This is a genomic window from Nocardiopsis prasina DSM 43845, from assembly GCF_000341265.1.
GTDB classification, from domain to species: Bacteria; Actinomycetota; Actinomycetes; order Streptosporangiales; family Streptosporangiaceae; genus Nocardiopsis; species Nocardiopsis prasina.
On sequence record NZ_ANAE01000214.1, the window covers coordinates 1 to 19,905 of the forward strand.

Here is a 19,905-nt window from a genome sequence, read left to right on the forward strand (position 1 = left end):
CTGCGCGGCTCCGCCAAGGCCTCCTTCGACCCCCTGGTCGAGATCGACTGGGACGCCCCCGTGGACCCCGAGATGTGGGCGATCCGCCCCGAGCGCATCTCCCTCTACGGCACCCACCTCTGGGACCAGCTCAGCGACGAGCAGCGCAAGGAGCTCTCCCGGCTGGAGGTCGCCAGCGTCGCCACCATCGGCATCTGGTTCGAGACGATCCTCATGCAGATGCTGGTCCGGCACGCCTACCACAACGACCCCACGAGCCTCCACGTCCAGTACGCCTACACCGAGATCGCCGACGAGTGCCGCCACACGGTCATGTTCGCGAAGATGGTGCAGAAGCTCGGCTGGGAGGCGCACCGTCTCGACCCGGTCACCTTCCACCTCGGCCGCGTGTTCAAGGCGATCGCGCACGGACCGTTGATCTTCGCGGGCGCGCTCTTCGTGGAGGAGGTCCTGGACCAGCTCCAGCGCGAGGCGGTCCCGGACGAGCAGATCCTCCCCCTGGTGCGTTCCGTGGCCCGCATCCACGTCACCGAGGAGGCGCGCCACATGCGCTACGCCCGCGAGGAGTTCCAGCGCGACTGGCCCGAGCGCGGCGCCCTGAACAAGGCCTACAGCCGGATCGTGCTGGGGCTGGTCACGTACTACTCCGCGACCCGGCTCATCAATCCGAAGGTCTACGAGCAGGTCGGGCTGGACCCGAAGGAGGCCTCCCGGGTCGCGAAGGGCAACCCGCACTGGGTGGAGACCAAGACGTGGGCCGCCCGCAAGGTGGTCGACACGCTGGACACCGCGGGTGCGATCACGGGCCTGGGCCGGTACTTCTGGAAGAAGGCCGGGCTGCTCGGCCGCTAGTACCGTCCCACCGTGGCACCCGTGCCACGACCCACGAGAGGACCACCTCTCCCCCGAACACCGTCGTCGGAAGGCGCAACGCGCCACGTCTTCCGGCGGCGGCCCTGACGTCGGGGGCTGAGAGCGAACGCGCCACGCGCTCAGCCCCCGACCCCCTCCCCCCCGGGGAACGTAACGCGCCACGTTCCCCGGGGGCCCATACTTACCGGTCGGTACACCAGCGTCCAGGGCCGCACCGAGCCCGTACGAAGGGAACAACATCGTGACCGAAACAGTGCCGCACCACCGGGTCGCCATCATCGGCTCCGGGTTCGCCGGGATCGGCATGGCTGTGCGCCTCACGCAGGCCGGACTCCGGGACTTCGTCATCCTCGAACGGGCCGACGGGATGGGTGGGACCTGGCGCGACAACTCCTATCCGGGAGCCGCCTGCGACGTCCCCTCGCACCTGTACTCCTTCTCCTTCGCGCTCAACCCCGACTGGAGCCGCACCTTCTCCCCGCAGCCAGAGATCTGGGAGTACATGAAGCGGGTCGCCGGTGAACACGGCGTGGACCGGCACGTGCGCTACGACAGCGACGTCCGGACCGCCCGCTGGGAGCCCGAGGCCAACCGCTGGCGGATCGAGACCTCCAGCGGCACCGTCACCGCCCAGTTCCTGGTCAGTGGCGCTGGACCGCTCGCCGACCCCACCTACCCGGACATCAAGGGCCTCGACTCCTTCGAGGGCAGGCTCTTCCACTCCGCCGAGTGGGACCACGACCACGACCTCACCGGGCGCAAGGTGGCGGTGATCGGCACCGGTGCGTCCGCGATCCAGTTCGTACCGAGGATCCAGCCGCTCGTGGGGAAGCTGTCGCTGTTCCAGCGCACCGCCCCGTGGGTGATGTTCCGCCACGACCGGGACATCACCAAGGCCGAGAGCTGGCTGTACCGGAACGTCCCCGGCGCCCAGCAGGTCGCCCGCAAGAGCATCTACTGGGGTCGTGAGACCTACATCCTCGGGTTCGCGAAGAACCCCAGGCTGCTCGGGGTGGTGGAGCGGCTCGGCCGGGCCAACATCAACCGGAGTGTGAGGGACCCCGAACTCCGGCGCAAGCTCACCCCGACCTTCCGCGCCGGGTGCAAGCGCATCCTGATGTCCAACGACTACTACCCAGCGCTGGCGCGGCCCAACGTGGACGTGGTCACCGACGGGATCACCGAGGTCCGGGCGAACTCCGTGGTCACCCGGGACTCCTCCGGCCGGGAGACCGAGCACGAGGTGGACACGATCATCCTCGGCACCGGCTTCCAGGTCACCGACCCGCCCATCGCGCACCGCGTGTACGACTCCTCGGGGCGCTCCCTGGCCGAGCACTGGGGCTCCGACGTCCAGGCCTTCCGGGGAACCACCGTCAACGGCTTCCCCAACGCGTTCGTGCTGGCCGGGCCCAACACCGGCCTGGGGCACACCTCGCAGGTGTTCATGATCGAGGCGCAGATCCGCTACACCATGCAGGCGCTCAAGTTCGCCTGCAAGAACCGGGTCGACCGCCTGGAGCCCCGGCCCGAGGCCCAGCGCGCCTACAACGAGATGGTCCACAGATCCATGCGGGGAACCGTGTGGGTGACCGGCGGATGCGACAGCTGGTACCTGAACGAGCAGGGCCGCAACACGACGCTGTGGCCCACCTTCACCTGGAACTTCGCGCTGCGTACCCGCTGGTTCGACCCGCACAACTACAACCTGCGCCGCGCCCCCGGCGGACGGCGCCCGAGCCGGGTCCCGGAAGGAGCGGCCACATGAGCGGATTCGACGACGAGGAAGAGGAGTACCAGGGCACCGTCACGGTCCGACTGCTCCAGGAGACCTCCGACGACCCGGACGCGGGGAGCTTCGAGGTCCGCGCGCACTTCGCCGGGCACTTCTCCCCGCTGACCGGCGACTACCGGTGGAAGGGACGCCTCTCCCCGGAGCCGGGCCTCACCAGGGCCTACGAGCAGGGTGCGCGTACAGTCGTCGTGCGCACCCCCGACGGACACGAGGGTGTCGGCAGGCTGGACACCCCCAACCTGTGGGGCGGGCACCCCGTGAACGGGTCGGGCACGCCGCCCTTCGCCGTCCCCCGCATCGACCTCGACGACGACTGAGGCCCCGCGCCCACCCGACCTGACTTCCCCCGAGTGAGAGGCAGACCCCCCATGGCGATACGACACGTGGGACAGGCACAGGAACTCCGGGTGCGCTCCGCGGACGGCACCCGACTGCACGTGGAGGTGCGCGGTCCCTCGGACGGACCGACCGTGGTGCTCTCCCACTGCTGGTCGACGTCCCTGGCCTCCTGGGGCCCCGTGGTACGGGACCTCGACCCCGACCTCCGGGTGGTGCTGTACGACCAGCGCGGGCACGGCCGCAGTCAGACCCCCCTCACCCGGGCGGGGTACGGGCCGGAGAAACTGGCCGACGACCTGTGCGCGGTCCTGGAGGCGACCGTTCCCTCCGGCCGGAAAGCGGTGGTCGCCGGACACAGCATGGGCGGGATGACCATCATGGCCTCCGGGCCGCGTGCGACCTTCAAGGAGAAGGTGGGGGCGGTGCTCCTCACCAACACCGGGTGCACGGAGCTCGCCGACCGGGCCACCGCGATCCCGCTGCCCGGGGCGCTCGGCAGACTCGGTTCGAGGGCCTTCCTGACCACTCCGCTCCCCCTCGGGCCGGCCAACGCCGGGAGCGCCAACGTGCTCCGGTTCCTGGTCATGGGGAAGAGGAGCAGCCCGGCCGCCAAACGGCTCTGCGCCCGGCTCGTCCACGGGTGCGCCAGTGTTCCCCGCAGTGAGTGGGGCCGCGTCATCACCCAGCTCCACCTGGACGATTCCGTGCGGGAGATCGCGGTGCCCACCTTCGTGGTGGGCGGGGAGGAGGACAAGCTGACTCCCCCGTGGCACGCGCGGCACATCGGTGGTCTGGTCCAGAACCCGGTGGAGGTCCGGATCATCCCGGGGCTCGGCCACATGGGTCCGCTGGAGGCCCCCGGCACCCTGGCTGACCTGCTCGGGAAGCTTGTCGCCAGCCACATCAGCTAGGAGGCCTAGGGCTGCCCGCATACCGGGGCGCGGTGCAGAGGTGGCACCGCGCCCCTTCCTGTTCAGTGCTCGCGGCCGCCGGTGGGGATCACGTGCTCCGACACCTCGGAGTGCACCTGGTGGAGGCGGGCCTGGACCGACCGGCGCAGTTTGGCCAGGCACTCGACCAGCGTGATGTCGTCCCCCACCAGGCCGCCCTTGGCCACGACGGGGGTTCCGTCGAGCGGGCCTCCGCTGAGGTGGCCGTGGACGGCCAGCGGGACGATCTCCCCGCCCACGTCGAAGGCGTGCACGTCGAGTTCGTCCAGCAGGCTGGCGGTCAGATCGCCACCGGTCAGGTAGAGGCCGCTGGGCAGTGCCTGGGGCCCCACTGTGTCGGCGAGCTCGTTGACGACGTCGGCCACCATGCGGGCGACGCGGCCGGGCAGCTCGGCCCGGGCGTGGGCGGGTAGTTCGCGGACTCCTTCGGCGGTGGTGACCACTCTCAGCACGCAGAGTTCGGGGAAGCCGGAAGAGGACAGGTGGTCGGTGAGCTCGCGCGCCACCTGGTCGGCGTGGTCGCTGTCGGGATCGCTGAGCGCCACGGCGTCCAGGTCCACGAAGCGGACGGCTCCGGTGCGGGCCACCGTGGCGAGCTGGCGGCGGGTGAGGTCGGTGGTGCTCCCCGCCACGGCGAGGAGGGGCCCCCGCGAACCGGCCTGGCCGCGCAGGCGCAGGGCGTAGGCGAGCAGTGCCCCGGTGGGGCCGGGGTCCACTGCCACCCAGACGATCCCCTCGGCGTGGTGCGCGGCGGCAGCGGCCTCGGCGATGTCGGTGAGGTGCTGCTCGGTGCTGGCGTCGCAGAGCACGATCGGCTCGTCCCCGGCGAGGAGCTCTGCTGTGAGCATCTCCTGGGTGATCCGTCTCAGCGGCACGTGGCGCACGGCGAGGTCGCTCTGGGACCGGAGGATGTCCGAGACCACGCTGGTGGTCATCGGGCAGAGGGGGTCGAGGGCCAGTTCGCTGCGTTCCAGCGGCACCCCGTCGAGCAGTTGCACGCCGTCCTCGGTGATGCGCCCGGAGCCGGGGAAGGCCGGGGCGAACAGCACCCGGACGCGGGTCCCGGCGGGCAGGCGCTCGCGGACGGCCGTGTAGGTGGCCTCGATCTCCGCGCCGACGTTGCCGCGCAGCGTGGTGTCGGTGCGCTTGACCACCAGACCCACGGGCCACACGGCTTCGACGACGTCGGTGACGAGGTCCGCCGCCTGCTCGGCGGGGACGTGTCTGCTGTCGAGGTTGGCGACCACCACGTCGTAGTCCCCGGCGACCCGGCTGACGTGCTCGGGTGTCACCGTGGCCACACGCATACCGGTGCGGGCGAACCGTGCGCCGGTGGCGTTGGCTCCGGTGAGGTCATCGGCGACCACGAGGACCTGGGCCACGGCGCTGCTCCTTCGATGTGGAAAACCCTGCACTCCAACATAGGGCCAAGGTGAGGGTTCGGGGGCCGGTCAGGTGGCTGGCAGGCGCACCACCGAGCCGGTCCGGGCGGCGCGGCGGGCCGCCTCGATGACCTCCAGTCCGTGGATGACCTCGTGCAGGTCGACCGGCAGTGGCTCGCCCTCGCCCACGGCGTCACGCACCCCGGCGTAGAACTCCGGGTAGGCGCCGCGTGCGCTGGGCACCGGTTCGGTCCGGCCGTCGCTGCCGAGGAGGCCCCAGTCCTCCCGGGGCACCACGCCCCAGTCGGCGGCGTCCGGGCGCTCACCCGCGGTCAGCCGGGCCTCCTGGCCGTCCAGTCCGCGGCTGGTGAAGGCGGCCTCGTCGCCGAGGACCCTGAACCGGGGGCCGGTCTGCGCACTGAGGGCGCTCATCCACAGGTGGGAGCGGGTCCCCCGCTCGTGCCCCAGGGACAGGAACACGTCGTCGTCGGCGTTCACACCCGTGCGGCGGGCGTCGATCTCCGCGTAGACGGTGGACACCGGGCCGAACAGGTTGACCGCCTGGTCGATCAGGTGCGGGCCGAGGTCGTACAGCAGCCCCGCTCCCGCGTCCACGCCGCCGGTCTCGCGCCAGCTTCCCTTGGGTTCGGGCCGCCAGCGCTCGAACCGCGACTCGAAGCGGTGCACCCGCCCCAGGCTTCCCTCCTCGATCAGCTGCCACAGGGTGAGGAAGTCCGCGTCCCAGCGGCGGTTCTGGTAGACGGTGAGCACGTGGCCGAGCTTGTCGGCGAGGTCGGTGAGTTCCCGGGCCTGGTGTGCGGTGAGCGCGAAGGGCTTGTCCACGACCACGGCCAGCCCCGCCTCCAGCGCGGCCCGCGCGAGCGGCGCGTGGGTGTCGTTGGGGGTGCTGACGACCGCCACCTCGTAGCTCCCGGCGTCGGCCCACAGGTCGGCGGCGGTGGGGTACACGGTGATCCACGGGTAGCGCTCCCGTGCGGCCCGCGCGCGGTCGGCGGAGCCGGTGACCACGGCGGACAGGCGCAGTCCGGGTACGGCGTCGATGAGCGGCGCGTGGAAGACCTCACCGCCCTTGCCGTAGCCGACCAGGGCCACGTGCAGCTCGGGTCCGTCGTGTCCGGAGGCGCCCTGATCAGGGCTGGTGGGTGTGTCAGCCATGCCCCCAATGTACGGCTCCGTCGAACCCGCCGGGCGATCGGACCCGCCCGCCGGGCGACGGTGAGGACCGGCGCACCGCCCACGTGCGTCAGGTGGAGCGGAAGGCGGTCCGCGCGGCCTCCAGGGCGGTGGTCCGGTAGGCGGCGCCGAAGAGGCACACGTGCACGAGGAGCGGGTGCAGCTGGTGCAGGGCCACCCGGCCGCGCCAGCCCGCGGAGAGCGGGGCGACCTCGTTGTACGCGTCGCGGACCCGGTCCAGGTGGGGCAGGCCGAACAGCGCCAGCATCGCCAGGTCGGCCTCACGGTGGCCGCCGTGCGCCGCCGGGTCGATGAGCACCGCGTCGCGGGAACGCCACAGCACGTTGCCGCTCCACAGGTCCCCGTGGATGCGCGCGGGCGGTTCGGGTTCCCCTCCCAGCTCCTCGACGGAGTCGACCACCCGCTCGATCGCCCGCGCGTCGGTGGGCGTGAGCGCCCCCTGGTCCAGTGCCTGGCGCAGGTAGGGGCGCAACCGTTGTTCGGCGTAGAAGCGCGGCCAGTGCCGGGCGGGCGTGTTGTCCAACGGTAGCGGACCGATGTAGCCGGGCCAGTCCGCGCCGAAGGCGTCCGCCCCGGTCAGGTGGGTTCCGGCGAGTTGCCGGCCGAGCCGTTCGGCCGCGGCGGGCGTGGGCTCGTCCTGCTCCACCAGAGGCAGCACGAGCAGGCGTTCGTCCCAGCCCAGGGGCTGGAGCACCGGGGAGCCGAAGCACCGGCCGAGCCACTCCAGACCGCGCGCCTCGGCGGCCAGTGCGCCGGCCGGTTCGGGCCCGCGTGACTGGGACTTCACGAACAGCCGGGTGCCGTCGGCCAGTTCGACGTAGGACAGGGTCCAGTCATGACTGGTCCCCGCCTTGGCGGCGCGGCGGACCTCGGTGTCCAGCAGCGCCGCGACCCGGTCGGCGAGGGTGCCGGTCTGCGGGTCACGGCCCGGTCTGCCCGGCCCGTCTCCGGTACCCCCGAAGGACCGCACGATCGGCTCCCTGTCCATGCGACTAGCCCCGCAACCGGGTGACGAGTTCCCCTGTGAGGCCCTTGGACGAGGCCTCGACCATATTCAGCACGGCGGTGAACCCGTCGTCCCCCCCGTAGTAGGGGTCGGGGACCTCAGGGTTGGGGCCGCCGCCGGGCGCGAAGGAGCGGAACAGGCGGAGCCGGTCCGGGTCGAAGCCCAGTTCGGCTCCGCGTTCCTCGACGACCCGGCTCAGGTCCTCGAGGTTGTCCAGGTCCATGGCGAGGACGAGGTCCCGGGTGGCCAGGTCCTCGGGGTCGAACTGACGGGCGGTGTGGTGGGTGAGGTACCCGTGCACACGCAGGGTCGCCGAGGCGCGGGAGTCCATCCCGTCGCCGATGTGCCAGTGGCCCGTGCCGGAGCTGTCGACCCGTACGAGGTCGTTCATTCCGGCGCGTTCGAGGTCGGCGGTGAGCACCTTCTCGGCCATGGGCGATCGGCAGATGTTGCCCAGGCACACGACGCTGACACGGTAGGGACCAGTGGGGTCACGCGGTTCCGGCAGGCTCATGCCCCTAACCGTAACGAAAAACCGCCACACCCACCCGATCCGGCGCGGTGAGTGCCGGTTCCGTCCCCGGTCCGTTCACGGTTCAGCCCTTGGGCAGCCTCACCACGGTCACGAAGAAGTCGTCGATCTGCCGCACGACCCGGATGAACTGCTCGAAGTCCACGGGCTTGGGGACGTAGGCGTTGGCGTGCAGGCGGTAGCTGCGCAGCACGTCCTCCTCGGCCTCCGAGGTCGTGAGCACGACGACGGGGATGTGCGCCAGGTCGTCGTCGTTCTTGACCTCCTCCAGGACCTCCCGGCCGTCCTTGCGCGGCAGGTTGAGGTCGAGAAGGATCAGGTGGGGGCGGGGGGCGTCGGCGAACTCGCCCTCGCGACGCAGGAAGCGGAGCGCCTCGACGCCGTCCGAGACCACGTGCAGCCGGTTGCCCAGCTTGTGTTCCTCGAAAGCCTCCTTGGTCATCAGGACGTCCCCGGGGTCGTCCTCGACCAGCAGCACCTCAATGGGATGCACCAACATGACCTCGCTCAAGCTTCCAGACCCCTATACGGGTCCCGCCCCGTGACCGGGTGGAACCGTACCGCCAGCGCCGCCGGGCAGGGGACGCGGTTCCCCCTCGGGTTCTTGGCCCGTGGGGGACTCGGTCTCCGGCTCGGTGCCGCCGGACTCTCGTGTGGCCGTCGGTGCCTCGTCCGTGGGGGCGGGCTCGGCGACCTCGGTGCCCTCGACTCCGTTATCGACGTCGTCGGTCGGTTCGGTTCCCTCCACGGGAACCGACTCTTCCTTCTCCGCCTCTGTGTCTACGGGCAGGGTCCAGCATATGCGGGTTCCGGTCCGTCCGGAGTCCGTGCCGCCGGTGGTTTCGGCCCCTTCGGGGTTCTCGGCGCCCGTGTCGAGCCACATGCGACCGCCGTGGAACTCCACGATCTTCTTGCACATCGCCAGGCCGATGCCGGTGCCGGTGTACTTCTCCCTGGTGTGCAGGCGCTGGAAGATGACGAAGATGCGCTCGGCGTACTGCGGTTCGATACCGATGCCGTTGTCCGCGCAGCAGAACACCCACTCGTCGCCCTGGCGTTCGACGCTCAGGCGCACCTTGGGCGCGTCCTCGCCCCGGAACTTGACGGCGTTGCCCACCAGGTTGAAGAACACCTGGGTGAGCAGGGTGCGGTCACCCTGGACGGTGGGCAGGGGATCGCCGGAGATCTCCGCGCCCGCCTCCTCCAGACGTGTCTCCAGACTGCTCAGGGCGTCGTCCAGGGCCACGTTGAGGTCGACCGGGGCGAAGTTCTTCGTGCGCCCGACCCGCGAGAAGGCCAGCAGGTCGTTGATGAGGGTCTGCATGCGCTTGGCGCCCTCGACCGCGAAGTCAATGTAGGAGTCGGCGCGCTCGTCCAGCTGGCCGTGGTAGCGGCGCTGGAGCAGCTGGCAGAAGCTGGCCACCTTGCGCAGCGGCTCCTGGAGGTCGTGCGAGGCGACGTAGGCGAACTGCTCCAGCTCCAGGTTGGACCGGCGCAGCTCCTCGGTCTGGTGCTCCAGCAGGGTGGACTGCTCCTGGAGCTTGCGGCGCGCGGAGGCGACCTCGTCCAGGTCCTGCACGATGCGCTCACGCATGGCGTCCACGTCCTGGCCGAGCTGGACGATCTCGGGCGGCCCGTGCAGGGAGATGCGGTGGGCGTAGTAGCCCTCGGAGACCTGGCGCATGTGCCCGGCCAGCTCCTCCAAGGGGCGCAGCACCCACTGCTGGAGCATGACCCACAGGAAGACCGACAGGAAGACCACGACCAGGCCGACCAGCACCAGCAGGGCCACGACCTGCTGGGTGGCCAGGGTCAGGCCGCTCTGGGCCTCCTGGATCTCGTTGGCGAGGTAGTTGGTCGTGGCGTCGGCGGCCCGGTTGAGCTCCAGGAAGAGCACGCGCCCGCGCTGGAGGTCCTCCTGGGTGGGGGTGTCTCCGCTGCGGACCTCCTCCAGGACGGGTTCGGCGAACTCCTCGCTCCAGACGTCACCGGCCTCGATGAGCTCGTTGACCTTGGGTGCTATGTCCGGGTTCTCCTCGGCCAGGGTGGCCAGGGCGCTCCGGTGTTCGGCGAGCGACATGCGCTGCTCGACGAAGGGTTGGAGGAAGTCCCGGTCCCCGGTGAGGATGTAGCCGCGCAGGGCGTGGTCCTGACTGAGGTAGGCCGAGCGGGTCTGCTCGACGGTGCTCAGCCCGGGGGTCAGGGAGTCGACCTGGAGCACCAGGGAGTCCCTGGCCTGGAAGGCCGCGAGGGTGATGACCGAGACGGCCACCACGAGGACGACGGCGACCACCGTCAGGAGGCTGGTGACCCTGCGGCGCAGGCTCCAGGAATGGCGGCTGGAGTGGACGCGCTCACGCGGGGAGGCGTTCACGAAGGGGGCGCCGCCGACGGACGTCCGGGCCCCCTCCCCGTGTTCCGGTCCCTCGTCCTGGGCGTCCGTGATCCGGGACTCGGTGTCCATGGCGTGGTGTTCCTCCCCGGTGGGGCTCACTCCGGCTCTCCGTGGTTGATGAGCAGCATCGCCACGTCGTCCTGGAGCGGGCCTCCGTTACTGCGTTCGGCCTCGTCCACCAGGTGTTCGGGCAGGTTGTACAGGGCCACGCCCTGGCTGAGGACCCCGTTCACCATCCGGCGCAGGCCCGCGACCTCCAGGCGGGCGGGCGGCCCGCCGTCGTAGGCGTCAACCAGGCCGTCGGTGTAGAAGAGCATGCTGGAGCCCTTGGGCAGGACGACCTCGGTCGACTCGTCCTGGTCGACGGGGAAGACGCCCAGGGGCGGCTGCGGGGCGGCCTGGATCTCCTCGGCGACCCCGTCCGTGACGATCATGGGCGGCGGGTGTCCGAGGACGCGCACCCGGGCGCGGTCGCTGCCGGTGTCGAGGCTGATCATGCACAGCGTCGCGTACATCTCCTCCTGGGCGCGCTCGCTCACCAGGAGGTCCTCCAGGTTGGGCAGGACGCGCTCCTCTGCGACGCCGCTCATGACCAGGGTGCGCCAGGCGATGCGCAGGCTGACGCCGAGGGCGGCCTCGTCGGGTCCGTGGCCGCTGACGTCGCCGATGATGACGTGGGTGGTGCCGTCCTTCTCGACGGCGTCGTAGAAGTCGCCGCCGACCAGGGCGCGTTTACGGCCGGGCCGATAGTAGGCGCGGTGGCTCAGGGGCGAGGCGTCGAGCAGCACCTGGGGCAGCAGGCCGCGTTCCAGGCGCATGTTCTCGCGGGCACGCATGCGGGCCTCGCGCAGCTGGCGTGCGTTCTCGTCGGCGCGGCGCCGCTCCAGGGAGTAGCGCAGGCTGCGGGCCAGCAGGGAGCCGTCCACCTGGCCCTTGACCAGGTAGTCCTGGGCGCCCGCGGCGACCGCGGCGATGCCCTCGTGTTCGTCGTCGAGGCCGGTGAAGACCACGACCGCGGCGGAGGGAGCGCCTTCGAGGACCTCGCGCAGGAGGCCGAGGCCGTGCCCGTCGGGGAGGTTGAGGTCCAGCAGCACACAGCCACGGAAGCCGTTGAGGTGCTCTCGGGCGGCCGCGAGAGTGGAGACCCAGGTGATCCTGGTGGCCAGCGCGGTGTCCGCGAGGAGTTCCTCAGCGAGGAAGGCGTCGCCGGGGTCGTCTTCGATCAGCAGGACGTCAACTGATTCGACAGTAGCCTCCACCCGGTCGTCCAGGACTGTGTCGTCACCCAGGGCGGCGCTGCCGTCTGTCGCAGCGCCGTCGGCGGCTCGGGCCGCGTCGTCGCCGATCACCGTCGAGTGATCGTGCCCTGTTCTCCTGGTATCCACTCATCGCCTCAAGGTCCACTGTGCCGTGGGGGCCCGTCACTCCGGGTTCCGAGGCGGACACCTCGGGTCCCACCAGTGTTTCGGACCGCACGACATCCAAACGATAAACGCCCCGGCGACCAGTTGACCAGCGGACGAGACGAGACACATCCAACGCCGAGGGACGGAACCTCCCTCGTGCGCGCGTGTCGGAAGGGTCGAGCGGGTGGGGCCGCCCGGCGTGGCTCGGGGGTCGCGCAGGTGGTCAGCGCGTGCGGGTGCGCGTGCGAAAGCACGTGAAGCCTGTGACGCAGGACACTTCGAGTGGGCGTTGTGTCACATTTTTTCTGACAGGGTGTCGTATCAATCTTGACAACCCGAGCCACCTAAATGACATCATGTCATAAAGATCCCGGAAAGAGAGGTGAAGGTGACGATGAGCGCCACGGTCGAGGCCCCCACGACGGCGGACCCCACAGCCGAACCGTTCTCCGCGAGGTTGAAGGCCGCCACCTGGAACGACCACGCGGCCGCCGAACACCACGGCTTCACCAAGGCCCTCACCGAGGGCGAACTCCCCCTCGACGGCTACACCGCGATGGTCGCCCAGCACTACTTCGCCTACGTCGCCCTGGAGCGGGTCGGCCGCGAGCTGGTCGGCGACCCCGTGGCGGGCCGGTTCCACTACCCCGAACTGGAACGCGTCCCCGCACTGGAGACGGACCTCGCGCACCTGCTCGGCGCCGACTGGCGCGACCGCGTCGCCCCGACCCCGGCCACCCGGACCTACGTGGCGCGCATCGAGCAGATGGCCGACCACCCAGCGGGCTTCGTCGCGCACCACTACACCCGCTACCTGGGCGACGTCTCCGGCGGACAGTTCATCCGGCGGATCGCGGCCGGGGCGTACGGCCTCACCGATGACGCGGGTGTGGCCTTCTACGTCTTCGACTCCCTCGGCAGCCTGCCCAGGTTCCGCACCGGGTACCGCGAGCGCCTCGACTCCCTGGACCTCGACGAACGCACCGCCGACTTCCTCGTCCGCGAGACCCGACTGGCCTACCAGCTCAACACCGAGGTCCTCGCCGACCTCGGCAGGCGGTACGCCTGACCCGCCCCCGCCTCCCCCGGCCGCGCCTCGGGGAACGTTCGGCACTCCCCTGGCGTGCCACCATAGGAGTCATGCCCAAGATCACGGCTCCGACCATCGCCGCTCACCGTGCCCGCACACGGGAGCGCATCATGGACGCCGTCGAGGAGCTGACCAGGTCACAGGGGATCGACCGCATCTCCATGACCGACGTGGCCAACGCGGCGGGTATCACCCGCACCGCGTTGTACAACTACTTCCCGGACAAGCCCGCGCTGCTCCTGGCCTTCACCGAGCAGGTCAGCACCGCGTTCGTCGAACGCTACAAACGCGAGCTCCCCTCGGGGGTCTCGGCCGCCCGCCGCCTGTCAGCCTTCGTCCGCCTCCAGCTGGAAGGCATCGTCGCGCACCCGCACCCGCCCGCCGCCGAACTGGGCGCCAGCCTGGGACCCGACGCCTACCAGGCACTGGCCGCGCACGTGGCTCCGATGCAGCGCCTGCTCACCGAGATCCTGGAGGAGGGGACCGCCGCAGGCGAGTTCGACCGCTTGCCCTCCGAACGCGTCGCGGGGCTCACGTTGTCCATGGTGGGCTCGCAGCGGCTGCCCCTGGTCAACGGTGAGGTCGACATCGACGGCACGCACGCTCTGGTGACCCGTTTCGTGCTCCGGGCCCTCGGCGTGAGGACCGAAACGGTGGACACGATCCTGCCCTCGACCACCCACGAAAACACCCAGAGTTCCGACTGAAACACCCTCAGTAATAAGGGTCCGGTTCTAATCGGATGCTGGCCGTTAGCGGCCAACGCCCCACTGCATGAAGCGACGGAGGCGGGGAACGACCCGCACTGCCCGACCCCCACCCGGGCGTACCCATCCGACCGCCGCCGAGTTCAGTTAGGCCCTCCTCTCTCGTGTCCCTCACACTGATCGCCGTCGGCGCCACCCTGGTGTCGATCGCCCTCTTCAACAAGGTGCCCCGCTTCGTGCCCGGACGCCTCCCCGATCCACGCTCCGCCGGTGGGGTCGCCACCGCCCAGCGGACCAGCGTGCCCCCACGGGTGTGCCTGGTCTCCGCCCGACTGACCGAACAGGGGCGCGCCCTGTTCACCGCGGTGGGCGGAAGCGCGCTGATCGTCGCGTTCTTCCTCAGCCTGTCCGGACTCTGACCGAACCGGCCGGACCCGGCCGGTTCAGTTCGCGCGACCTCCGAGGCCGCGACCTCCGGCCATGCGCACCAGCAGACCGCCCGCGACGGTGGCCGCGATCCCTCCGGTCACCGCCGCGACCGCGGCCACCCGGCTCCGCAGCCGGAACTCACGCCGTGCGGCGGACTCCGCGACCACGCGCTCCGTGGCACGGAACGCGCCGCCGCACAGCGCCGCGTCCAGCTCGGAACCGCGCCAGCGCGCCTTCCACGTGTTGAAGGGGTCCAGTCCGCCGGGCGACGGGGTGGTCCGCGGCTTCCAGCGCACCGGCTCCTCCAGGAGCGCGTCCTCGTGCGGGGACACGTCGACCCGAAGGACGCGGGGCTCCGGGCCGGTGTAGCGCAGCTCGCCGGGGGCGTTCGCGATCATCTCCACGAGCAGTCGGGCGCACGCACGCGCGTCGCCGAGCGCCGTGTGCTGACCCGTGGGCCACTCCCCGCTCAGCAGGTGGGTGGCGCGCGGCAGCGAGTAGCGCGGCAGGTCCAGCTGGGAGCGCAGGGCACGCAGCGTGCACAGCCCCGAGAGCCCGCGCGGCAGCCCGGCGGGCACCAGCTCGGAGGAGAGGAAGCGCTCCTCGAAGTCCAGGTTGTGGCAGACCACCACGGCGCCGGAGAGCAGCTGGGCGATCCGGGGCACGATCGACTCCGCGCGCGGGGCACCGACGACGTCGCCCTCCCCGATCCCGTGGAACTCCTGGCCGCTGACGGGTGCCCGCGGGTCCACCAGGGTGCTGAACTCCTCCACGAGGGTGCCGTCCCCACGCACCCGCACCACGGCGATCTCGACCAGCCGCGCGCCCTCGCGCGGGTCGAGCCCGGTCGTCTCGACGTCGAGTACCGCGTACTCCAGGTCCGCCGCTCGCGTGCCGACCCTTCTCCGGGTCAGTGCGCCCGTCCGCAGCGTTCCCATCGTCTGTCCCTACTCCCTGTGGTCGATCAACGTCGGTTCACGACCCTACTGCCCGTGCCCGACACCGACCGCCCCACGGCGTGGGGGTTCACGGACGGCACACCGGCGGACGGGAAGAAGGAGGGGGGTGTGTACGTTTTGACGCGTGTCCGGCACCAACGGGCACTCACCGCACAGCCTCAACGGCGAGGAGAAGCCGCATGAACCAGTCACCGCTGCCCAGCTACGCCCCCCTGGCCGAGGTCGTCCGGTCCGGGATGCGCGAGGGCGTGCACTACGGAGCGGTGATCGGTCTCTCCGCCGAAGGCGAGATCGCCTACGCGCGCGGCCCCGTGCACGACCCCATGTTCCCCCGTTCGTCCGCCAAGCCCTTCCAGGCGCTGGCCATGCTGCGCGCGGGCGCCGAACTGACCGGCCCCTCCCTCGCGATCGCGGCGGGCAGCCACGGCGGCGAGGAGTTCCACGCCGCCGAGGCCGAGCGGATCCTGACCTCCGTGGGGCTCACCACCGACGCCCTCCGGTGCCCGCCCGAGGCCCCCGGCTCCCCCACCGCACGCCGGGCCTTCGTCGCCGCGGGGCGCGAGCCCGAGCCCCGGTACATGAACTGCTCCGGCAAGCACGCGGGCATGCTCGCCGCCTGTGTGGCCGGGGGTTGGAGCACCGACGACTACCTCGACCCGGAGCACCCCCTCCAGTTGCTGGTGCGCGAGGCCATCGAGGACATGTGCGGGGAGACGATCGCGCACACCGCCGTCGACGGCTGTGGCGCGCCCCAGCTGGCCGTGACCCTCGCCGGTCTGGCCCGGGGCGTCCAGGGGATGCGCCTGTCTCCGGAGGGCACGCACGAGCACGACATCATCGAGGCGATGAGCGCGCACCCCGAGTACGTGTCGGGCCCCGAGCGCGTCGACACCGACCTCATGACCCGGCTGCCCGGCCTGGTCTCCAAGATCGGCGCGGACGGCGTGCTCGTGCTCAACGCGCCCACCGGCGAGACCGTCGCCGTCAAGATCAGCGACGGTGACGCCCAGGAGCGTTCCCGCGTGGTGGTCGGGCTGACCGCCCTGCGTGCCCTGGGCGTGGACGTGAGCCCGGTGGTCGACCGTCTGACCACCCCCGTGAGCGGCGGCGGGGCGACCGTCGGTGAGGTGCGGGCCCTGTAGCTCCCGCTCCGATGGCGCCTCGGCCCGTGTTCGCCGCCCTTGGACCTGGGACGGGCAGGAGGGCGCCGGGTGGGACAGAGGGCGGACGTGCGTGCGGAGGACCCCGGGACAACGGGACGACTGGAGGAGAGATCGGTGTCGGACACCCTGAACGAGATCGTCATCGCCGGTGCGGGCATGGCTGGCCTGCACGCGGCCGAGGCCCTGCGTGAGCGGGGGTACGAGGGGCGTCTGACCCTGGTCGGGGAGGAGGCCCACCGGCCCTACTCCCGGCCCCCGCTGTCCAAGGAGGCCCTGACCGGTGTCGGTCTGGAACCGACCGGCGGCGACCCGGGCTGGCTGGTCGGGCACCGGGCGCTCCAACTGCGTGAGGACTCGGTCATCGACGGTCTCGACCTCGACTTCCGGCCCAGCACCCGGGTGGTCGGACTGGACGCCGCGGCACGGGAGGTTCGTGTGGAGGGCCCCGGCGAGCGGGGCGCGCTGCGTTACGACGGGCTGATCGTGGCCACCGGGGCGCGGGCGCGCCGCCCGGACACCGACCTTACGGGCGTGCACGTCCTGCGCACCCTGGACGACGCCGAGGCGGTCCGGGCGGCCTTCGACTCCTCCGGGCACCTCGTGGTGGTCGGTGCCGGGTTCGTCGGCGCCGAGGTGGCCGCGAGCGCCCGCGCCGTGGGGATGGAGGTCACGCTCGTCGAGGCGGCGTCCACTCCGTTGACCCGGGTGGTCGACCCCCGGATCGGCGAGGTCCTCACCGACCTGCACAGGGAGAACGGCGTGGACGTGCGCCTCGGTGTGGGTGTGAGCGGGTTCGAGGGCGCTGGACGGGTGGAGCGGGTCCGGTTGGCGGACGGCTCCGCGATCGACGCCTCCCTGGTGGTGGCCGGTGTGGGTGTGCACCTGAACACCGAGTGGCTTCGCGGTTCGGGGGTCGGGCTGTTCGACGACGGCTCGGTGGTGTGCGACGAGTACTCCGCGACCTCGGTGCCGAACGTGTACGCGGTCGGAGACCTGGCCAACTGGCCGCACCCGCGCTTCGGCGGTCGGATCCGGCTGGAGCACTGGACCAACGCGAGCGAGCAGGGCGAGGCGGCCGCCAGCAATCTGCTCGCCGGATCGGGTCGGACACCGTTCACCCCGGTGCCCTATTTCTGGTCGGACCAGTACCGGAAGAAGATTCAGCTCCTCGGGCAGGGCGCGCCCGCGAATCAGGTCAGCTTCGTGCACGGTTCGCCGGAGGACCGAAAGTTCGTCGCGTTCCTGGGGCGCGGGGGGATGCTCACCGGTGTGCTGGGGCTGCGCTCCACCCCACGCACCATGCGCTACCGCGGCCTGCTGGAGAAACCCACCACCTGGGACGAGGCGCTGGCCGCGGCGGGGGTCACCCCGTCACGGTGACGGCCTGCTTGGGACACAGGCGCTCCGCCTTGAGGACCTTCTCGCGGAGCTCCGGGCCCGGCTCCTCGGTCAGGAGGTAGAGGAAGTCGTCATCCCTGACCTCGAACACCTCGGGGGCGGCGGCCATGCACAGGGCGTTGCTCTCGCACTGGTCGTAGTCGACCTCTACTCGCATGTCGTCCTTCTCTCCTGGGCCGTGGGCCCCTGGGGTCTGCGGGTGGCAACACCCTCACCACATCCCACCGCGTGGCCGATCGTCCGCCCGGGACCCGCTTCCGGCCGCCCCGCTGTGGCTGTCGGCGTGGGGTCGCGCCCGGCCGGGCGCGACCCCACCCGCTACTTGGCGAAGCGGTCGGTGGCCTCGATGAGGAGGTCGAGGATGCCGGGCTCACTGAAGGCGTGGCCCGCGTCGTCGACGATGTGGAAGTCCGCCTCCGGCCAGGCGCGGTGCAGGTCGTAGGCGGTACGCACCGGTGTGCACACGTCGTAGCGCCCCTGGATGATCACGCCGGGGATGTGCCGGATGGTCTCGGCGCCCTTGATGAGCTGCTCGGGGCTGAGGAAACCCCTGTTGTGGAAGTAGTGGTTCTCGATCCGCGCGAAGGCCAGCGCGTAGTCCTCGTCGGCGTGGTGCTCCCGCAGCGTCGGGTTGGGCCGCAGCGTGATCGTCGACCCCTCCCACACGCTCCACGCACGGGCCGCCTCCAGGCGCACCTCGCGGTCCGGGGACTCCAGACGGCGGGCGTAGGCGCTGATCAGGTCGTCCCGCTCCTCCTCCGGGATGGGCTCCAGGTAGGAGTCCCACAGGTCCGGGAAGAGGTTCGAGGCGCCCTCCTGGTAGAACCAGCGCAGTTCCTGGTCGCGCAGGGTGAAGATGCCGCGCACGATCAGCTCGGTGACGCGCTCGGGGTGCTTCTGGGCGTAGGCCAGGGCCAGGCAGCTGCCCCAGGAACCGCCGAAGACCTGCCAGGCGTCCACACCGATCATCTCGCGCAGCCGCTCGATGTCCTCGACCAGCGACCAGGTGGTGTTGGTGGACAGGTCGGCGTCCATCCGGCTGGCGTGCGGGGTGGACCGGCCGCAGTTGCGCTGGTCGAACAGGAGGACGCGGTACCGCTCCGGGTCGAAGAGCCGTCGGTGGTCGGGGGTGCAACCGCCGCCAGGGCCTCCGTGCAGGAACACCACAGGCTTGCCCGTCGGGTTGCCGCACAGCTCCCAGTAGACGCGGTGTCCGTCGCCGACGTCGAGCGTGCCCGAGTCGTAGGGCTCGATGGGCGGGTACAAGGTGCGCAAGGCATGGCCCTTTCGTGGTGTGCGTGGCTGGGTGGTTCCGGGTCAGAGCCGGTCGAGGAGTTCGGCCTTCTTGCTGCTGAACTCGCTGTCGGTCAGCAGCCCCTCGGCGTGGAGGCTGCCGAGCTCGCGGATCTTGGCGAAGATCTCGTCACTGCCCTCGGCGGGGGCCGCCGCCTCCAGCTCGGGGGCTCGGGCCGCCGGCTCTTCTGCGGTGTCCCCCCTGGCCAGGGCGATGTGGGTGTTGACGGTGGCGGCCATCAACAGGCTCTCCTCACTGCCCTTGAGGCCGTGCGAGGCGAGCGTGAAGAAGTCGTTCTCCAGCCCGGAGGCCTCGGGCATGGTCACCCCGCGCAGCACGACCCGGAGAAATCCCTCGTCGAAGTCGCGCTGGGGGAACCACTGGAGGGACTCGATCTCGGAGAGGGGGAACTCGCGCGACTTCTCCTGCCCCTTCGCGGTGCTGGCCATCCAGCCGTCCCACATGAGGCGCACCCGGTCCCCGTCGAAGGAGACCGCCCCCTCCCCGGTACGGGCCTGGTAGGGCAGGCCCACCACGAGGGCTCTGGCGACCTGTGCGAGGTCCAGCGGGCCGGTGAGGGTCTCGCGGGCGTAGCGGGCCGACTCGGTGATCCGGTCGGCACAGTACTCGGCGACCAGCTCCCGCTCGTGGGGGCCGGTCAGCACCAGCGGTGTCGCGGCTCCACCGGCACCCGCGGTCTCCAGGGGCGCGTAGGGGTCGGCCCCCTCCACCAGGCGCAGCCGGATCCGCCACCCGTGCTTGCGTTCGCCCGGATCGAACTCCACGTCACGGACGGCGGCCAACGGGACGGAACAGTGTCCCAGCGCCTTGTACAGGGCCGGAACCCTGCGACCGGTACCGAAACCGATGCGCACCGTCTCCTCGTCGAAGCGCCAGATGGCGTGGTGTCCGTGCAGTTCCTCCATGGGACACCATCCTAGATCGTTGATGGGAAATTTCTGAACCTGCTGC

Annotated in this window: 20 protein-coding genes; 9 read left to right on the top strand and 11 right to left on the bottom strand. The window is 71.0% G+C overall.

What is annotated here, in order from left to right:
- The 4 genes from D452_RS0126790 to D452_RS0126805 form a co-directional block, all read left to right on the top strand.
- Window positions 1–852: AurF N-oxygenase family protein (locus D452_RS0126790; protein ID WP_017547216.1), on the top strand; the 852-nt coding region annotated here is incomplete at its 5' end.
- A 262-nt stretch (window positions 853–1,114) separates the two neighbouring features.
- Window positions 1,115–2,641, top strand: a complete 1,527-nt coding sequence (locus D452_RS0126795; RefSeq protein WP_026129709.1) for a flavin-containing monooxygenase — start codon at window positions 1,115–1,117, stop codon at window positions 2,639–2,641.
- Entirely contained in the window at window positions 2,638–2,985 is a 348-nt protein-coding gene (locus tag D452_RS0126800; RefSeq protein WP_017547218.1) for a DUF4873 domain-containing protein, read from the top strand. Before D452_RS0126795 ends, D452_RS0126800 begins: the two co-directional genes overlap by 4 nt.
- 51 nt (window positions 2,986–3,036) lie before the next feature.
- On the top strand, window positions 3,037–3,918 hold the full coding sequence (locus tag D452_RS0126805; protein ID WP_026129710.1) for an alpha/beta fold hydrolase: 882 nt from the start codon (window positions 3,037–3,039) through the stop codon (window positions 3,916–3,918).
- A 62-nt stretch (window positions 3,919–3,980) separates the two neighbouring features.
- Here D452_RS0126805 and D452_RS0126810 read toward each other — a convergent pair whose 3' ends face one another.
- From D452_RS0126810 to D452_RS0126840, 7 genes are all read right to left on the bottom strand, one after another.
- Complete coding sequence (locus D452_RS0126810) at window positions 3,981–5,339, bottom strand: four-carbon acid sugar kinase family protein (RefSeq protein ID WP_017547220.1); 1,359 nt, start codon at window positions 5,337–5,339, stop codon at window positions 3,981–3,983.
- Window positions 5,340–5,408: 69 nt separating this feature from the next.
- On the bottom strand, window positions 5,409–6,515 hold the full coding sequence (locus D452_RS0126815) for a Gfo/Idh/MocA family oxidoreductase (protein WP_017547221.1): 1,107 nt from the start codon (window positions 6,513–6,515) through the stop codon (window positions 5,409–5,411).
- A gap of 88 nt (window positions 6,516–6,603) precedes the next feature.
- On the bottom strand, window positions 6,604–7,542 hold the full coding sequence (locus tag D452_RS0126820; protein WP_017547222.1) for a fructosamine kinase family protein: 939 nt from the start codon (window positions 7,540–7,542) through the stop codon (window positions 6,604–6,606).
- A 4-nt stretch (window positions 7,543–7,546) separates the two neighbouring features.
- Window positions 7,547–8,074, bottom strand: coding sequence for a low molecular weight protein-tyrosine-phosphatase (locus D452_RS0126825; RefSeq protein WP_017547223.1), 528 nt, complete (start codon window positions 8,072–8,074; stop codon window positions 7,547–7,549).
- Window positions 8,075–8,156: 82 nt separating this feature from the next.
- Entirely contained in the window at window positions 8,157–8,591 is a 435-nt protein-coding gene (locus D452_RS0126830; protein ID WP_026129711.1) for a response regulator, read from the bottom strand.
- 24 nt (window positions 8,592–8,615) lie between these two features.
- Window positions 8,616–10,586, bottom strand: coding sequence for an ATP-binding protein (locus D452_RS29110; protein ID WP_017547225.1), 1,971 nt, complete (start codon window positions 10,584–10,586; stop codon window positions 8,616–8,618).
- Window positions 10,583–11,836 (bottom strand): PP2C family protein-serine/threonine phosphatase, encoded by a 1,254-nt coding sequence (locus D452_RS0126840; RefSeq protein WP_017547226.1) that lies wholly within the window; start codon window positions 11,834–11,836, stop codon window positions 10,583–10,585. The genes D452_RS29110 and D452_RS0126840 overlap by 4 nt, the downstream gene beginning before the upstream one ends.
- Before the next feature lie 451 nt (window positions 11,837–12,287).
- Here D452_RS0126840 and D452_RS0126845 point away from each other — a divergent pair, with 451 nt between their 5' ends.
- From D452_RS0126845 to D452_RS0126855, 3 genes are all read left to right on the top strand, one after another.
- Window positions 12,288–12,962, top strand: coding sequence for a biliverdin-producing heme oxygenase (locus D452_RS0126845; protein ID WP_026129712.1), 675 nt, complete (start codon window positions 12,288–12,290; stop codon window positions 12,960–12,962).
- A 71-nt stretch (window positions 12,963–13,033) separates the two neighbouring features.
- The gene (locus D452_RS0126850; RefSeq protein WP_017547228.1) at window positions 13,034–13,690 is read left to right on the top strand and encodes a TetR/AcrR family transcriptional regulator; all 657 of its coding nucleotides are present in this window, start codon (window positions 13,034–13,036) and stop codon (window positions 13,688–13,690) included.
- Between the two features lie 164 nt (window positions 13,691–13,854).
- Window positions 13,855–14,109 carry a hypothetical protein gene (locus tag D452_RS0126855; protein ID WP_017547229.1) on the top strand — a complete coding sequence of 85 codons (255 nt, stop codon included), beginning with the start codon at window positions 13,855–13,857 and terminating at the stop codon, window positions 14,107–14,109.
- 24 nt (window positions 14,110–14,133) lie between these two features.
- Here D452_RS0126855 and D452_RS0126860 read toward each other — a convergent pair whose 3' ends face one another.
- Window positions 14,134–15,057 carry a 3'-5' exonuclease gene (locus D452_RS0126860; protein WP_017547230.1) on the bottom strand — a complete coding sequence of 308 codons (924 nt, stop codon included), beginning with the start codon at window positions 15,055–15,057 and terminating at the stop codon, window positions 14,134–14,136.
- A 200-nt stretch (window positions 15,058–15,257) separates the two neighbouring features.
- Here D452_RS0126860 and D452_RS0126865 point away from each other — a divergent pair, with 200 nt between their 5' ends.
- Window positions 15,258–16,220: an asparaginase gene (locus D452_RS0126865; RefSeq protein WP_017547231.1), complete on the top strand. Its 963-nt coding sequence runs from the start codon at window positions 15,258–15,260 to the stop codon at window positions 16,218–16,220.
- A 135-nt stretch (window positions 16,221–16,355) separates the two neighbouring features.
- Window positions 16,356–17,621 carry an NAD(P)/FAD-dependent oxidoreductase gene (locus D452_RS0126870; RefSeq protein ID WP_017547232.1) on the top strand — a complete coding sequence of 422 codons (1,266 nt, stop codon included), beginning with the start codon at window positions 16,356–16,358 and terminating at the stop codon, window positions 17,619–17,621.
- On the opposite strand, the gene D452_RS0126875 is transcribed toward D452_RS0126870, so the two are convergent.
- The 3 genes from D452_RS0126875 to D452_RS0126885 all read right to left on the bottom strand — a co-directional run bounded on the left by D452_RS0126875 (window position 17,605) and on the right by D452_RS0126885 (window position 19,859).
- On the bottom strand, window positions 17,605–17,796 hold the full coding sequence (locus tag D452_RS0126875) for a ferredoxin (RefSeq protein ID WP_017547233.1): 192 nt from the start codon (window positions 17,794–17,796) through the stop codon (window positions 17,605–17,607). The two genes, D452_RS0126870 and D452_RS0126875, sit on opposite strands and share 17 nt — an antisense overlap.
- Before the next feature lie 161 nt (window positions 17,797–17,957).
- On the bottom strand, window positions 17,958–18,914 hold the full coding sequence (gene pip / locus D452_RS0126880; RefSeq protein WP_017547234.1) for a prolyl aminopeptidase: 957 nt from the start codon (window positions 18,912–18,914) through the stop codon (window positions 17,958–17,960).
- A 42-nt stretch (window positions 18,915–18,956) separates the two neighbouring features.
- Entirely contained in the window at window positions 18,957–19,859 is a 903-nt protein-coding gene (locus tag D452_RS0126885; protein WP_017547235.1) for a DUF4429 domain-containing protein, read from the bottom strand.
- Between the last annotated feature and the right edge of the window lie 46 nt (window positions 19,860–19,905).